At 58.9% G+C, this 15,146-nt stretch carries 15 protein-coding genes and 1 tRNA gene; 8 read left to right on the top strand and 8 right to left on the bottom strand.

Going from position 1 to position 15,146, the window contains the following annotated elements; all coding sequences use genetic code 11:
• Positions 1–18: 18 nt before the first annotated feature.
• From AC1RO5_RS01010 to alr, 5 genes are all read left to right on the top strand, one after another.
• A complete protein-coding gene (locus AC1RO5_RS01010) occupies positions 19–807 on the top strand; it encodes an amino acid ABC transporter ATP-binding protein (protein WP_086945812.1) in 789 nt (262 codons plus the stop codon).
• Positions 807–1,463 (top strand): amino acid ABC transporter permease, encoded by a 657-nt coding sequence (locus AC1RO5_RS01015; RefSeq protein WP_493171954.1) that lies wholly within the window; start codon positions 807–809, stop codon positions 1,461–1,463. Before AC1RO5_RS01010 ends, AC1RO5_RS01015 begins: the two co-directional genes overlap by 1 nt.
• The gene (locus AC1RO5_RS01020; protein ID WP_493171956.1) at positions 1,460–2,143 is read left to right on the top strand and encodes an amino acid ABC transporter permease; all 684 of its coding nucleotides are present in this window, start codon (positions 1,460–1,462) and stop codon (positions 2,141–2,143) included. Before AC1RO5_RS01015 ends, AC1RO5_RS01020 begins: the two co-directional genes overlap by 4 nt.
• A gap of 4 nt (positions 2,144–2,147) precedes the next feature.
• The gene (locus tag AC1RO5_RS01025; RefSeq protein ID WP_493171958.1) at positions 2,148–3,575 is read left to right on the top strand and encodes an amidase; all 1,428 of its coding nucleotides are present in this window, start codon (positions 2,148–2,150) and stop codon (positions 3,573–3,575) included.
• A gap of 346 nt (positions 3,576–3,921) precedes the next feature.
• A complete protein-coding gene (gene alr, locus AC1RO5_RS01030; protein ID WP_493172417.1) occupies positions 3,922–5,163 on the top strand; it encodes an alanine racemase in 1,242 nt (413 codons plus the stop codon).
• Positions 5,164–5,384: 221 nt separating this feature from the next.
• Here the strand turns inward: alr and AC1RO5_RS01035 are convergent, their stop codons facing one another.
• From AC1RO5_RS01035 to AC1RO5_RS01045, 3 genes are read right to left on the bottom strand one after another with little or no spacing between them, the layout of a single operon-like run.
• A complete protein-coding gene (locus AC1RO5_RS01035) occupies positions 5,385–6,287 on the bottom strand; it encodes a transporter substrate-binding domain-containing protein (RefSeq protein ID WP_493171960.1) in 903 nt (300 codons plus the stop codon).
• A 30-nt stretch (positions 6,288–6,317) separates the two neighbouring features.
• A complete protein-coding gene (locus AC1RO5_RS01040) occupies positions 6,318–6,668 on the bottom strand; it encodes a RidA family protein (RefSeq protein ID WP_254284890.1) in 351 nt (116 codons plus the stop codon).
• 27 nt (positions 6,669–6,695) lie between these two features.
• The gene (locus tag AC1RO5_RS01045) at positions 6,696–7,937 is read right to left on the bottom strand and encodes a D-amino acid dehydrogenase (protein WP_493171963.1); all 1,242 of its coding nucleotides are present in this window, start codon (positions 7,935–7,937) and stop codon (positions 6,696–6,698) included.
• 107 nt (positions 7,938–8,044) lie between these two features.
• On the opposite strand from AC1RO5_RS01045, the gene AC1RO5_RS01050 reads away from it, so the two are divergent.
• Positions 8,045–8,950, top strand: coding sequence for a LysR family transcriptional regulator (locus AC1RO5_RS01050; RefSeq protein WP_493171965.1), 906 nt, complete (start codon positions 8,045–8,047; stop codon positions 8,948–8,950).
• A gap of 492 nt (positions 8,951–9,442) precedes the next feature.
• Here the strand turns inward: AC1RO5_RS01050 and AC1RO5_RS01055 are convergent.
• Positions 9,443–9,530, bottom strand: a tRNA-Ser gene (locus AC1RO5_RS01055).
• 123 nt (positions 9,531–9,653) lie between these two features.
• Between AC1RO5_RS01055 and AC1RO5_RS01060 the strand changes: the two genes are divergently transcribed.
• Positions 9,654–10,325, top strand: coding sequence for a Bax inhibitor-1/YccA family protein (locus tag AC1RO5_RS01060; protein ID WP_493171967.1), 672 nt, complete (start codon positions 9,654–9,656; stop codon positions 10,323–10,325).
• A gap of 67 nt (positions 10,326–10,392) precedes the next feature.
• On the opposite strand, the gene AC1RO5_RS01065 is transcribed toward AC1RO5_RS01060, so the two are convergent.
• Complete coding sequence (locus AC1RO5_RS01065) at positions 10,393–10,722, bottom strand: YceK/YidQ family lipoprotein (protein WP_493171969.1); 330 nt, start codon at positions 10,720–10,722, stop codon at positions 10,393–10,395.
• A gap of 56 nt (positions 10,723–10,778) precedes the next feature.
• Positions 10,779–11,216, bottom strand: a complete 438-nt coding sequence (locus AC1RO5_RS01070; RefSeq protein WP_007941786.1) for an Lrp/AsnC family transcriptional regulator — start codon at positions 11,214–11,216, stop codon at positions 10,779–10,781.
• A 135-nt stretch (positions 11,217–11,351) separates the two neighbouring features.
• On the opposite strand from AC1RO5_RS01070, the gene AC1RO5_RS01075 reads away from it, so the two are divergent.
• Positions 11,352–12,245, top strand: coding sequence for a DMT family transporter (locus AC1RO5_RS01075; RefSeq protein WP_018927617.1), 894 nt, complete (start codon positions 11,352–11,354; stop codon positions 12,243–12,245).
• A gap of 8 nt (positions 12,246–12,253) precedes the next feature.
• On the opposite strand, the gene AC1RO5_RS01080 is transcribed toward AC1RO5_RS01075, so the two are convergent.
• Positions 12,254–13,273 carry an FUSC family protein gene (locus tag AC1RO5_RS01080; protein WP_493172419.1) on the bottom strand — a complete coding sequence of 340 codons (1,020 nt, stop codon included), beginning with the start codon at positions 13,271–13,273 and terminating at the stop codon, positions 12,254–12,256.
• An 87-nt stretch (positions 13,274–13,360) separates the two neighbouring features.
• Positions 13,361–14,986: an NADP-dependent glyceraldehyde-3-phosphate dehydrogenase gene (locus tag AC1RO5_RS01085; protein ID WP_493171972.1), complete on the bottom strand. Its 1,626-nt coding sequence runs from the start codon at positions 14,984–14,986 to the stop codon at positions 13,361–13,363.
• Positions 14,987–15,146: the final 160 nt, after the last annotated feature.

Raw genomic sequence — 15,146 nt, forward strand, 5'->3', positions numbered from 1 at the left:
AAAAAGAGGTTAACCAAGATGTCGACCCCGTCCGAACCTGCATTGCTGCGAGTGCATGACCTGCACAAAAGTTATGGTGATCTGGAAGTGCTCAAGGGTATCAACCTGGAGTTGAAAGCCGGTGAAACCCTGTCGTTGATCGGCCCCAGTGGGTCGGGAAAGTCCACTTGCCTGCGTTGCATCAATTACCTGGAAAAACCCACTCGAGGCGATATCTGGCTGGGCGACGAGTTGATCGGGCAGATCAAGGACGGTAAACGCATACGTCTGATGAGTGATCGGGAAATGGCTCCGCAGCGACGCGAGATCGCGATGGTGTTCCAGCTCTTCTATCTCTGGCCACATTTGAGCGTACGCGACAACGTCGCACTGGGGCCGATCAAGGCACAGGGTATGCCGCGCAAGCAGGCCTACGAGCTGGCTGATGCCATGTTGGAAAAAGTCCATCTGCGGCACAAGGCCGAGGTCTATCCCGAGCAGTTGTCCGGCGGACAGCAACAGCGGGTCGCTATCGCCCGCGCGCTGGCCCAACAACCTAAAGTCATCCTGTTCGACGAGCCGACCTCGGCGCTGGACCCCGAGCTGGTAGGTGAAGTACTGGCCGTGATTCGTGAGCTGGCGCAAGAGGGCCGCACCATGATCATGGTGACCCATGAAGTGCGCTTCGCTCGAGATGTGGCGGATCGGGTGATCTTCATGGACGGCGGACACATTGTCGAGCAAGGGCCTTCGGCGCAGGTAATCGACAACCCAAGCCATGAGCGCACCCGCAGTTTTCTTGGGCGCATGGCCATGGAGGGCGCTTGATGGCGAACTTCGAGGTCTTTCTCGGGCTACTGCCTCTGTTGTTGAAAGGCGCGCTCACCGCCCTGGAAATCGCGCTGTGTACCTTGCTGCTGGCGAGTGCCGGAGGGGTAGTACTGGCGGTGTTGCTGACGTTCAGTCGGTCACGGGTGTTGCATGGGGTGATCGGCTGTTTCATTGAGTGGATGCGCAATGTTCCCGCGCTGGCGCATCTGTTCCTGATCTATTTCGGTCTCTCCTACCTTGGCATCAACTTGCCCGCGTGGCTGGCCGCCATCGTTGGCTTGAGTCTGGTGGGCAGCGCGGTGTTGGCCGATATTTTCCGTAGCGGCTTGAAGTCGCTGCATGTCGGTCAGCATGAAGCCGGGTTGGCTGTCGGTCTGAGCCGGATGCAGATTTTGCACTGCATTCTCTTGCCCCAGGCCCTGCGCGTGACGTTGCCTGCGTTCGCCAACTACGTCACGCAATTGGTCAAGGACACGTCCATCGCCTCGGCCATCGCCGTGCCGGAAATAATGTTCCTGGCGCGCAATCTGGTGACCTCCACCTTCCAGACTTCACTGATCTATTTGGCTGTGATGTGCATCTACGCTGCGATGATTTTACCGATTGGCGTGGGATTCATTCGGCTCGAACGTCATTTTGGGAGCGCGCGATGATCAGTTTTTTTCAGCAATACCCGGAGTATTGGAGCGACTGGATCGCTCGCCTGTTGCTCGGTGCACGGATCACTGCCGAATTGTCCCTGATGGGGTTCGCTCTGGCGGTCGTGCTGGGGGCGTTGTTGGTCTGGGCGATGAGAAGTCCAAGTGTCATCCTGAAACGGTTGGCAGCGTTCTTTATTCAGAGCATGCGCGCTGTACCTCTTCTGGCGTTGCTGCTGGCCCTGTATTTCGCGTTGCCCAGCCTGGGGTTGACGTTGTCCGGCTATTGGGCCGGGGTCATCGGTCTGGGTTTGCAGGGTGCCGCTTACGTTGCGGAAATCCTCCGTGGCGGCCTGGATTCGCTGCATCGCGGCCAGCGCGAAGCCGCTATCGCCATCGGACTGACGCCGCTGAAAGCGTTTACCACCGTCATCCTGCCGCAAGCGATTCGTGGCATGTTGCCGCCACTGCTTAACGCCTACGTGTCGATCCTCAAGGACAGCTCGTTGTGCGCTTTGATTGCCACCGATGAGTTGATGCTGGCGGCGCGGGCCATCGCTTCGGAAACCTTCCTGCCAATGCATGTCTTCCTGCTGGTAGGGCTGTTCTATTTTGTTATCGCTTTCCCTCTTTCCATGCTGTCGCGTGTGCTTGAAAAGCACTTTTCACGCGGGCGCAAAACCGTGCGAGGTTGAACATATGAGCACCATAGATCGAGTTACTTCCCACAGCATTGCCCAGTTGCAGCAGGCGCTGCAGGCGGGATCGCTGACTAGCGAAGCGCTGGTTCGTGCGCAACTGGCGCGCATCGAGCGCTTTGACGAGCAGCTCAATGCCTATGTCGAGGCCTATCCCTCGCGTGCTTTGAACGCGGCCATCGCCGCTGATCGCCAGCGTGCGTCCGGTATACACCTGGGACCGCTGCATGGCATTCCTCTGGCGATCAAGGACTTGTTCGAGATCGATGGCCAGGCCATCACGGGTGGATCATTGGCACAGGCACCGCGTGTTTCGAGGTTGACCGCCACTGCAGTGCAACGCCTGGAGCGTGCCGGTGCAATCATTCTTGGCAAGACCCACACCGTCGAATTCGCTTTCGGTGGCTGGGGCACTAACGCGGTGATGGGCACGCCGTGGAACCCGTGGGACCGTAACGTGCATCGCGCTCCGGGTGGCTCAAGCAGCGGCTCGGCAGTGGCCGTGGCCAGCGGGTTGGCGAGCGCTGCGTTGGGCACCGATACCGGCGGCTCGGTGCGGATTCCGGCGGGCATGTGCGGCTTGGTCGGGCTGAAAACCACGCGTGGGCTTATCAGTCGCCATGGCTTGATCGAACTGTGTCCTTCGCTGGATTCGGTAGGGCCTATCACCCACACCGTTGAAGATGCGGCGTGGATGTTGGATGCACTGCTGGGCCCGGACCCGCTGGATCCGGTTTCGGCCCAGGCACCTGTATTCAGCGCCGCTGCCGGTCTCAATCAGCCGGTAGCCGGTTTGCGCATCTGGGTGTTGCCACAGGCCGAACGAGCGCATGTCGCTCCCGGGGTGCTGAAGGCTTACGATTTGGGGCTCAAGCAGTTGGCCGCGTTGGGCATGCAACTGATCGAGCAACCGCTACCCACGTCGTTGGAGCAGTGCATGCGCATCGCTGGTGGGCTGATGAGCGCAGAAGGTTATGCCAGCCTGGGTAGCTTGTTCGAGCGCGACGATCTGCGTTTCGACCCCCATGTTCAACGTCGCGTACTCAGTGGTCGCGCCATCGACGCAGCGTCGTATATCCAGTTGCACAATCAGCGCCGCGCGGCCCGGCACGCCATGCAGGAGGCCATGACCAACATAGACGCCTGCGCTTTCCCGACCAACGCTATTGGCAGTGTACCGTTGGATGAGGTCGATGAATATGGCACGCCACTGGCCTTGTTGGGGCGGTTCGCCAACTTGCTGAACCTGTGTTCGGTGGCGCTGCCCATCGGGCTCGATGAAAAGTGCATGCCGGTCTCGATGCAGATTGTGGGTCGGGCATTCGCCGAACCGCTGATTCTGCGCATCGGCCATGCCTATCAACAGGTCAGCGATTGGCACACGCTAAGGCCTGAGGGCTGGGAGCTGGCGGACAACGCGGTTGCGTGATGGATATGACTGCTTGATATATCCCTGGATATCACCCTGCCAGCGCTCCAAGTTAAAGTGGGGTTAGAAAGTGTCAGCTATAAATCCATGTAAAAAATATAATATATATCTGCCCAGTGATTTCGCGAGTCATCAAAAATTTCACCGGAAGGGTTATTTCAAGGATGGCGTTTCAATAACGTTGTTCGCCCTGTACTGAGTTTTGCTTTTGTCGCTCTCAGTGGTGTGTCCTGTCGCCAATAAAGTCAGGCCATTTCCTTAGTTGGGTAGTGGCTTGCGCAAAATCATGTATGTCGTCAAATCGTTAGTTGTCATCAACAACGTTCTGTATCAGGAGATGTATTGTATGCCTTTCACACGGACTGTTATTGCTCTTTCTTTAGGCTTGATTATAGGGCAGGGGTATGTTCAGGCTGCACCGCTGCTTTCTTTGGATAATGGTCAGTCTGAACGGGCCGTGGCAACCAGTAATGCATGGGTTGAAATTAACCAGGCGGCGTTTGAAAATAATATTCGCACGCTCCAGAACACCTTGACGAATAAATCACGGCTTTGCGCCATCCTCAAGGCGGATGCCTATGGTCATGGTGTCGCGTTATTAATGCCATCTGTCATGAAAATGGAAGTGCCCTGCGTAGGCGTTGCCAGCAATGAAGAGGCTCGAGTTGTACGTGAAAGTGGATTCAAGGGGGAACTTGTACGAGTGCGTACAGCGACGTTGGCCGAGGTGGAAGGAGCATTGCCGTACAAGATAGAGGAGTTAGTCAGTAGCCTCGATTATGCTCGAGAAACGGCCGCTATTGCTGAAAAGCATGGGAGTCGCCTGAAGGTTCACTTGGCGTTGAACGCAGGTGGTATGAGTCGTAACGGCCTGGAAATGAGCACTGAACACGGTCGGCAAGAAGCCTTGGCGATCAATCGTTTGGCTCCTCTGGAGCTGGTCGGAATCATGACTCACTTCGCGGTGCAGGATAAGGATGATGTTCGGCAAGGGCTCAAGGCTTTCAATGAGCAAACGGCTTGGCTGATAAAGGCCGCCGGAATTGATAGAAGTAAAATCACCCTTCATGCGGCGAACTCTTACGCGACGTTAGAAGTGCCAGAGTCGCATTTGGACATGGTACGTGCCGGAGGCGCCTTGTATGGGATGATGGAACCTTCGCATGCCGAGTACAAACCGGTCATGCAGGTCAAGTCATACGTGGCGTCTGTTAATCAATACCCTAAAGGCAATACAGTGGGGTATGACCGAACAGTGACACTGAGTCGTGATTCAAAGCTTGCGAATATTCCAGTGGGCTATTCTGATGGCTATCGTCGAGCGTTTACCAATAAAGGCGTTGTCCTTATAGATGGGCAGCGTGCTCCAGTAGTAGGGAAGGTCTCCATGAATACACTCATGGTGGACGTGACAGATATCCCTGCTGTGCGCGCTGGTGATCAAGTGGTGCTCTTCGGTAAACAAGGCGACAGTGAGATCGCCCAGAGTGAACTTGAAGAACTCAGTGGGACATTGCTGGTGGACCTTGCTACCGTTTGGGGGAGTAGCAATCCCAAAGCCCTGGTGGCGGATAAAGCCTCCGACTAACCAGTGAGGGTGCTAGTCGCTACTGCGGTGGTAACGCTCACACAGTAACGACTTTTGGCAGTGACGCTCGCTGGTCACTGCCGACCCGTGACTACTAAAACGGTGCTGACGTTCAAGGCTGTTTTTATGCTCCAGAGCCTTGAAGCAGCCAAGGCGACCAAACAGGTCAATTTGATAGGGCTGCACAACCCGACTTTACGGGGATGGACGCTGCGCTGAAGCTACTGCACCGGATCACTCACCGGCTTGGCAATGATGGCCTTGAGTTCGCTGGTCATCGGGAACTCCAGGTTCAAGCCTTTAGGCGGAATCGGCTGTTCGAACCAGCGCTGGTAGATCCCGTTGATTTCCCCGGAGCTGTATAGCTCGCCCAGCGTCGAGTTCACCAGCGCGAGGAACTGCGGATCATCGTTGCGTACCATGCAGCTGTAGATTTCCCGCGACTGCTCTTCCCCGACCACCACCCACTTGTGCGGATCGCGGGCCTTGGCGCGTTCGCCGTAGAGCAGCGCATCGTCCATGTAGAACGCCGCCGCCCGACCGGACTGCAACATCTGGAAGGCTTCACCGTGGTCCTTGGCGCTGATCACGAACATGTCGATCTTGTGATCGACGTTGTAGCTTTTCAGATAGCGTTCGTTGGTGGTGCCGGCGGTGGTTACCACATTCTTGCCGCGCAGATCGGCGAAACTCTTGATCCCGCTGTCATTGGCCGTCAGCAATTGACCTTTGACATAGATAAACCCATAGGAAAACGCCACCTGCTTTTGTCGCTCTGCGGTAACGCCGGTCGAGCCGCACTCCAGGTCAACGGTACCGTTCTGCACCAGCGGAATGCGGGTTTGCGATGTCACCAGGTTGTACTTCACCTTGAGCTGGGGCAACGCCAGCTTCTGCTGCACCCGCTCGACGATCTTGCTCGCCAGGTCTACCGAGTAGCCCATGGGTTGTCCCGAGTGATCGCCCACGTAGGAGAACGGCACTGAAGCATCGCGATAGCCCAGGGTGATGCTATTGGCGCTGGCAATCTTGCTCAAGGTAGGACCCAGCGATGCTTCGTCAGCATGAGTCTGAGTACCTAGCAACAGGCCCAGGGTGCAGCCGATCAACGTGATTTTTTGCATTGTTATTCTCCGTTGTGGGTGAGGGGTGGTTTAGCGGCGTGCCGCGATAACGGTTATTTCCACCCGCACTTGCGGACGCGCCAGTTCGGCCTGCAAGGTGGTGCGACTTGGTGCCTGGCCGGGCGACAACCAGGCAGACCAGACGTCATTCATCGCTGCGAAATCTTCGCCGATGTCCTTCAGGTAAATGGTCGCGCTGAGCAGATGATCCTTGTCGCTGCCCGCCTCGGCCAACAATGCGTCGATTTTTTCCAGTACTTGGCTAGTCTGGCCGCCGGCATCGGTGGCGTCGCCCGGCACCTGGCCGGAGAGAAACACCAGGTCGCCAAAGGTCACGGCGCCGGACAAGCGTGGATTGGGCTGGATACGGTTAATGGTCATCGGGTGGTCCTTCTAAGGAGTAAGCGTTCAAGCCGCACGGGGCGTAAAACCCTGCAGGTCGATGGAGGGGCGGCGCTGGCCGATCAGTTCACTGAGTAATCGAGCGCTGGCGCAGGCCAGGGTGAAACCCAGTGCGCCATGGCCGAGGTTCAGCCACAGGTTGCGATATACCGTTGCGCCCAGCAGCGGCACGCCGCTGGGGGTCGCCGGACGCATGCCGGCCCATTCAATGGCCTGGTCGTAGTCGCCGGCATTGGCGAAAGTATCGCGCGCCTGGCGTTTGATCAGGGCCAGGCGCTTGGGGTCCAGCGACGGATCGAAACCGACAATGTCGACCATCGCCGCCACCCGCAACTGCTCACCGATCCGGGCATAGACGATCTTGCGGTCGTAGTCGGTGATGCTCAGGTCCGGCGCCCGGTGCTGGGCGCCGATCGGTACCGTCAGGCTATAACCCTTGAGGGGATACAGCGGCAGGTTGATTCCGGGCAGTGCCAGCAACGGACTGCGATGGCCGGCCGCGATGACCAACTGCTCCACCGGCAGCACTTCGTCGCCCAGTTCAATCGCACTCACCGCGCCATGGGCATGGCGAATTCCGGTCACGGCCTGGCCCAGGCGGAACTCGCAACGTCCCGACGCCTGCAAACGCGCCGCCAGTTGCTGGCAAAAGCCGTGGCAATCACCGACTTCTTCATCCGGGGTATAAATGGCGCCGACAAAGGGCGCCTCCGCCAGCGCCGGGTCCAGACGGGCGCAGTCGGCGTGCGACAGCACCTGTTGTTGCCGGGGGGCGGCAAGGCTGTTGCGGGCATGTTCGAAGCTGCTGGCCTGGCGAAAGGTCACCAGCTTGCCGTTGCGCCGCCAGTGGAAACCGCCCAAGGCATCCTCTTCACGCCAGGTTTGCAAAGTGGACTGGCTCAACAGCGCGAGGCGCAACAGATGGGCCGCGTTGGCGCGGTTGACCGAGGAGCGGCAAGCACCGAGGAAAGATGCCATCCACCGCCACTGCGCAGGATCGAAGCGCGGGCGCAGTTTCAGCGGGGAGTCACCGCGCAGCATCCAGCCAATGGCCTGCAATGGCACACCGGCGTCGGCCAGGGGCGCCACGTAGCGATAGGACAACTGGCCGCCGTTGGCGAAGCTGGTTTCACTGCCCAGCGACTCGCGAGCCTCGACCAGAGTCACGTCAACGCCATCGCGCACCAGTGCGTAAGCCGTTGCCAGGCCAATGACGCCACCGCCGATGATGCATACATGCTGAGCCATGTCAGTCCTTAATCGTTGTTGAGACGAGCCCGAGGTTAGAGCCAGGTGACAGGCGTCGAACAATGAATAAAGATAGCTAACCCATAAACAAAGGTTATGGACTTGCCATGCGCCTTCGCCATATCGAGATTTTCCAGGCCATCCGCCAGACCGGCTCGGTCAGCGGTGCCGCGCAGTTGCTGCACGTTTCCCAGCCTGCCGTGACCAAGGTGCTGCAACACGCCGAGCAGCAATTGGGCTTCCCGTTGTTTCTGCGGGTGCGCGGTAAACTGCAGGCCACGCCCGAAGCGCTGGAGCTGGAGCGCGAGGTCGACAAGGTCACGGAGAGCCTGCAAGGGGTGCGACGCCTGGCGGAAAGCCTGCGCCGTGAGCCGGGCCACAGCCTGCGGATCGGTGCGACCCCGGCACTGGCCCTGTCGCTGCTGCCGCCGGCCATTCATGAGTGGACCCAGCGTTATCCGGACATCGCTTGCGAGCTGTCCAGCGCCCACAGTCGCGAACTGGTACAGAACCTGCTGATGCGTGAAATTGATGTTGCCCTGACCCTGCAACAGCCTGATCACCCCGCGCTCAAGGCCCAGGCGCTGGCCAGCGGGGTGTTGGTGGCGTTGGCACCGGCAGGTTATTGGCCGCTGGAAGATGAAGGCAAGCCGCTGCCGTTGATGGCCCTGGCCGATGCGCCCTTGATCGGACTGTCCAGCGCCGACCCGCTTTCGGCCCGCCTCGACAGCTACCTCAAGGCGGTAGAGCCGCCGCCACGGGTGAGCATCGCGGTGCAAACCTATTCACTGGCCAGGGCGATGGTCGAATCCGGTGCAGGGCTGGCGGTGATCGACCCCTTCACCGCCCTTGGCGCGTCGCCTGGGGCCACCGCCATTCGTCCCCTGGCCCCAGCGCTGCCGATCACCCTGTACGCGGTGACCCGCACTGCCGAACCGCTGCCGCATACACTGAGCGAGCTGCTGACGATCTTCAGCAGTCGTGCGCAAGGGCAATTGGATTGTTGGCGCTGATTGAAAACTGACCCAGAAACGGGTGCATCAAGCCTTCAGTGACGCTTCCGTATCGCAGGGTGGAGATGCTGCGGCCGAGAGCTCGGCAGAGTGGCGGGCGAAGCCCCGGGAAGTCAGCGGAGGGTTCTACGCCTACGAGTTGGGGGCGGAGCGGGTGAGCACGCTGTACGCGAATTCACGCGGACGAACGGCTGGTGATGGCCGAATGATTTCCGCGGTCACTATTGATCCCGACCTGATACGGCCCCGGATTTTCTATGCGAATCTGACAGTCTGCTTTTTGGTCGAAAACCGCGCCTATCGAAGTAACATCAGCTGCATCCTTCACATTTTCATCGAGCTGCTTGATTTGGGCGCAGAGGTGGCTTCGTAAGGTAGGAGTTGCGGAAATGACCGAAAAGATGCGGAAACGATATAGAAATGGTGCAACAGAAGTCGCGTGCCCCAGAAACGACAAAGCCCTGAATAATCAGGGCTTTGTCGTACATAAGATGGCGGAGGCGATGGGATTCGAACTCATGGACCTGTTACAGTCGACGGTTTTCAAGACCGTTGCCTTAAACCACTCGGCCACACCTCCGTTTGCGTTGCGGGCGCCATAATACCTGAATGAAACACACTGTCAAACTCTCTGCATAGCTTGTTACAGAGCGTCTGTTATGATCTTTGCGACTGAACGTTTCAAACCAACAGGAGTGTCGCCATGCGCGAACAGGATTACGCAGTTAATAACAGCGTGCAGGCTGAGCAGCTAGAGGTTAGCCGCGTCCTGCGCAACACTTACGGCCTACTTGCCCTCACCCTCGCATTCAGCGGCGTGATGGCGTTTGTCGCGCAGCAGATGCGTGTCGGCTACCCGAACATCTTCGTCGTGCTGATCGGCTTCTACGGCCTTTTCTTCCTCACCAACAAACTCCGTGACTCGGCGTGGGGCCTGGTTTCTGCGTTCGCGCTGACCGGTTTCATGGGTTTCCTGCTCGGCCCGATCCTCAACCGTTACCTGGGCATGCAGGGCGGCGCGGAAGTGGTCAGTTCGGCCTTCGCGATGACCGCGCTGGTGTTCGGCGGCCTGTCGGCTTATGTGCTGATCACCCGTAAGGACATGAGTTTCCTCGGCGGTTTCATCACGGCCGGTTTCTTCGTGCTGCTGGGTGCGACGCTGGCGAGCTTCTTCTTCAAGATCAGCGGTCTGCAACTGGCGATCAGCGCAGGTTTCGTGCTGTTCTCCTCGGTCTGCATTCTGTTCCAGACCAGCGCCATCATTCACGGCGGCGAGCGCAACTACATCATGGCGACCATCAGCCTGTATGTATCGATCTACAACCTGTTCGTCAGCTTGCTGCAGCTGTTCGGCATCATGGGCCGCGATGATTGATCGCCAGCCTTGAGTAAAAAACCCGCTTCGGCGGGTTTTTTATTGTCTGGGAATCGGACGCTCAAGGTTATTCGGTAATGACAATACTGCCATCAGCCTGCTGCCGATAAATGGTGTAGGGCAGGAGCATGGTGTCGAGAGCGCCGGAAATGACTACGTCGATCAGTACAAAGGGTGTGCCATTGTTGTACTGGTACTCATCGATGCCTGGGCCTGGAGTCGCATGCAGGCGGCAAAAGTCATACGTCACGCCGCTATAGATCCGTGGAACCGCGCCGCAGTAGGTTTTCTGTTCCTTGAGGCTCTTTGCCGCTGCTTCGTCACTACGCACCACTGTCTGGAATGTACCGCAGCCTGCAAGCATCACCGCCGCCAGTAACATGGCCTGAGTTTTCATACCGCCAATCCTTCGCCGGAAAAACACCAATCTACGCCTTTGCGAACAAAATGCACTCACGCCATCGGTGGCAGCCGGCGCTTGATCGGGGTTTTCTTGACGATGGCGGTGTTGGTTTCGGCGTGGGTGTTGAGGCGGTCGAGGAGGGTGTCCAGTTGTTCCATCGAGCGCACATGCAAGCGGGCGATGAAGCAGTCGTCACCGGTGACTTTGTCGCACTCGGTGAATTCGGGGATCGCCTGAATCTGCCGCTCCACTTCCTGCAACTGGCCCGGCAACGGGCGGATGCGGACGATGGCCTGGAGTTGATAGCCGAAGCATTTAGGGTCGATTTCGACGGTATAGCCCTTGAGTACGCCGCGTTCTTCGAGGCGGCGCAGACGCTCGGCAACGCTGGGCGAGGACAGGCCGCTGATCTGTGCCAGGGCCTTGAGCGAGCGGCGGGAGTCTTCCATCAATGCGCTGATCAGCACTTGGTCGATGTCGTCGGTCATGGCGAATCCCCTGTTAGGCAATCGGCTGGATAAGCCTTGATAAAAAAGGCAGATACCGAGTTTAGCCTGCTTTTTGCGCTGGAGAAGCCCACCGGCGGATTGGCATACTTTGGCTTCAAACACAGGAGGTTGAAGATGGACAGAACACTACGTCGCGGCTCATTCGAGATGACCGCCGCCATGCTGATTTCCGGAACCATTGGCTGGTTCGTGCTGGTGTCCGGGCAACCGGTGCTGGACGTGGTGTTCTGGCGCTGCGTGTTCGGTGCCGCCACCTTGTTGCTGATCTGCGCGGCGTTCGGCTTTCTGCGCCCTGGCATTTTGACGTCCACCACTTTCTTGTTGGCCGTACTGAGTGGTGTGGCGATTGTCGGTAACTGGGTGCTGTTGTTCGCGTCCTATTCTCGCGCCTCGATTGCCATCGGCACGGCGGTTTATAACGTCCAGCCGTTCATGTTGGTGGGGCTGGCCGCGCTGTTTCTCGGGGAGAAAATCACCCTGCAAAAACTGTTCTGGCTGGGCATTTCGTTTCTCGGGATGCTGGCGATTGTCAGCGCACATGGCGAGCAAGGCGAGGGTGGCAACGATTACCTGATGGGGATCGCCCTGGCCTTGGGTGCTGCCTTCCTGTACGCGATTGCCGCGTTGATCATCAAACGCCTGACCGGCACGCCACCGCATCTGATCGCGTTGATCCAGGTCTGCACCGGCGTGTTGTTGCTAGCGCCTTTTGCGCACTTCTCGGCGATGCCGCAAGCGCCCAGTGCCTGGGCCAGCCTGGTGACGCTGGGCATCGTGCATACCGGTTTGATGTATGTGCTGCTCTACGGGGCGATTCAAAAGCTGCCGACCGCCCTGACCGGCGCGTTGTCGTTCATCTATCCGATTGCGGCGATTTTCGTGGACTGGTTCGCCTTCGGCCATCGCCTGGAGCCGCTGCAATGGATCGGTGTCGCCGCGATTTTGCTGGCTGCCGCCGGGATGCAACAGGGTTGGGGCCTGAAGCTTCGGCGGGTGGCTACACAATAAACAGCCTCTCAGATGTTCCAGCGCGGTGCGGTTTTCGCCAGACGCTGGCGCATCTCGCCGATGTTCGCGGTTAATTGTCGGGTCAGCAATCGGTAGCCATCCAGCGGACTGTAGACCGGCACATCGAGCGTTGAGTCCAATGGCGGTTCGGCTGGCCGGCTGAGCCGTTGTGAAGCGCCCGATTTCAATGCCCGAGCCATACCGATCAGTTGCACCCGGATCTGTCGGTGCTCGGTTTTCAATGCCGATTGCAGATGGACCATTGCCTCAGGGTCATCGGCATTCGGCCGGCTATTGCCGAGGATTTCCAGGATGCTGACGCACATCCGCAGATTGCGTTGAATCGCATCGAGTTCGGTCATGGAAACGCGCACTTCCTTGGACACCGAGGGCATCAGTGAGCGCAGTTGCACCATGACTGCATTCAAGCGATTCATGAGCTTGAGGTGTTCGTCAGCTGTGACGGACTCGCCGTTGATAATGCGGCCGTAGATTGCCGCGCAGTCGCGCAACGCATCGGCCAGGTTGTAGCGCCAGGAGTACACCGCGTACAGCGGCAGGGCGAAGGAGAAAGCCAGTGCCAGGGCGATGCCGATCAGAATATCCACCCCGCGCCACAGGCCATCGGTGACCGGGTTGTCACCGTGCCCCGCAACGATAAACACGGTGATCGCCGACAGCAGCGCCGTATAACCACCCTTGCCGATGGCGTGGTACGAGAAAAATCCGCACACCACCGACATTGCGAAATAGGTCAGCCACGGCATCCCGAGCCAGGCCTGTTGCGCCACCAGCAACAAGCCGACACCGGCCCCGATCAAGGTGCCGATGGCTCGCTCGGCGGCTTTTTTGCCGATATTACCGTGGTGCTGCAAGCCGCCGATCACCACCAGCATGGTCACCGACGCCCATTCGCCGTGGGGCAGATGGATGCCGGTGGTCAGCAGAATCGTCGCCAGCAATCCCAACGAAACCCGCACCGCATGGATCAGTTTGGCGTGGCGGTAGCGCCGGTACGGGTCCAGCAATGGACGCAGTATTCGGCGCAACAGCGGTGGCAGTCGAAGGCCTTTGATGATGCTCAGGTCTGGTGTCCTCAGAAAATTTTGGTGTCCTCAGAAAATATAGTCGGTGGTCAGGAAGCTCGAGTTCCGGCCGCTGATAATCTCGCTGATGAGCTCTTTGCTACTTTCCTGGAACTTGGTCGCTACCAGGGTCCGGATCGAAAACACCCGCAGCGCATCGTGCACCGACAACGTGCCCTCGGCGGAGTTCTTGCGGCCGTTGAACGGGTAGGTGTCCGGGCCGCGCTGGCACTGTGCGTTGAGGTTGATCCGGCCGACCTGGTTGGCGAAGGTGTCCACCAGCCTGCCGACCGCCACCGGGTTGGTGCCGAAGATGCTCAGTTGCTGGCCGAAGTCGGATTCCAGGACGTAATCGATCACGGTGTCCAGATGACGGTAAGGCACGATCGGCACGACCGGGCCGAACTGTTCTTCCTGATAGACGCGCATCTGCGGTGTCACCGGGTACAACACGGCCGGGTAGAAGAACGACGCGCGGGCTTCACCGCCGTTGGGGTTGACCACAGCGGCGCCTTTGCTGACCGCGTCTGCCACCAGCGAATGCAGATAATCGACTTTGCTCGCCTCCGGTAGCGGTGTCAGGGCCACGCCGCTGTCCCACGGCATGCCGGGTTTCAGTGAGGCGAGCCTGGCGTTGAATTTCTCGATGAACGCCTCGACCACGTCTTCATGGACGAAGAGGATTTTCAGCGCGGTGCAACGCTGACCGTTGAACGACAGGGAGCCGGTGACGGCTTCGCTGACCGCGTTGTCCAGATCCACCTCAGGCAACACAATGCCGGGGTTCTTCGCATCCAGGCCCAGCGCCGCACGCAAGCGGTGAGGCCTTGGGTGGAGTTTCTTCAGGTCGCTGGCGGCCTTGTTGGTGCCGATAAACGCAAAGATATCGATCTTGCCGCTGGCCATCAGCGCGCTGACGGTCTCGCGACCACTGCCGTAAATGACGTTGATCACCCCGGCCGGGAAACTGTCGCGAAAGGCTTCCAACAGCGGACGAATCAACAGCACCCCCAGCTTGGCCGGCTTGAACACCACGGTGTTGCCCATGATCAGCGCCGGAATCAGCGTGGTGAAGGTCTCGTTCAGCGGATAGTTGTAAGGCCCCATGCACAACGCCACGCCCAGCGGAACGCGGCGGATCTGGCCGAGGGTGTCCTGTTCCAGTTCGAAGCGGCTGGAGCGGCGGTCGAGTTCCTTGAGGGCGTTGATGGTGTCGACGATGTAGTCGCAGGTGCGGTCGAACTCTTTCTCCGAGTCCTTGAGGTTCTTGCCGATTTCCCACATCAGCAACTTGACCACCGCATCGCGCTGCTGACGCATGCGACCGAGGAAGGTTTCGACGTGCTGAATGCGCTCGGCCACGCGCATGGTCGGCCACAGGCCCTGGCCCCGATCATAGGCGCGGACAGCCGCATCGAGCGCGGTCAGTGCGGTGTCGGCATCGAGCAGCGGCGTGCTGCCGAGGATCACTTGTTCATCGCCATTCGCGCCGCTCAGGTACACCGGGCTGCGCACCTGGGCGAGGGGGCCGGACCAGGTTTTCAGTTCGCCGTCGACCAGGTATTCGCGCTGTTCGGTCTGGCCGTTGAGGCGGTACTTTTCCGGGATGCTGTCGGCGGTGGGAAACAGGTTGCCAAGGATCGATGCTGTGGTCATGTCGCTACCCCGTCTGGATTGGGTGATGCACTGATGAATCGTTTTAGCAGACCTCTACCTTGCTTGTCATGACTCATCTTATGGTTTTTTTTGCTCGGCGTTGTGGATCGTGAATCTGTCGGCCATCTGCGCATGAAAGTGCCCGTAGCAACTGCGATCT

The sequence above is a fragment of the Pseudomonas sp. GW822-FHT02G04 genome (assembly GCF_058802085.1).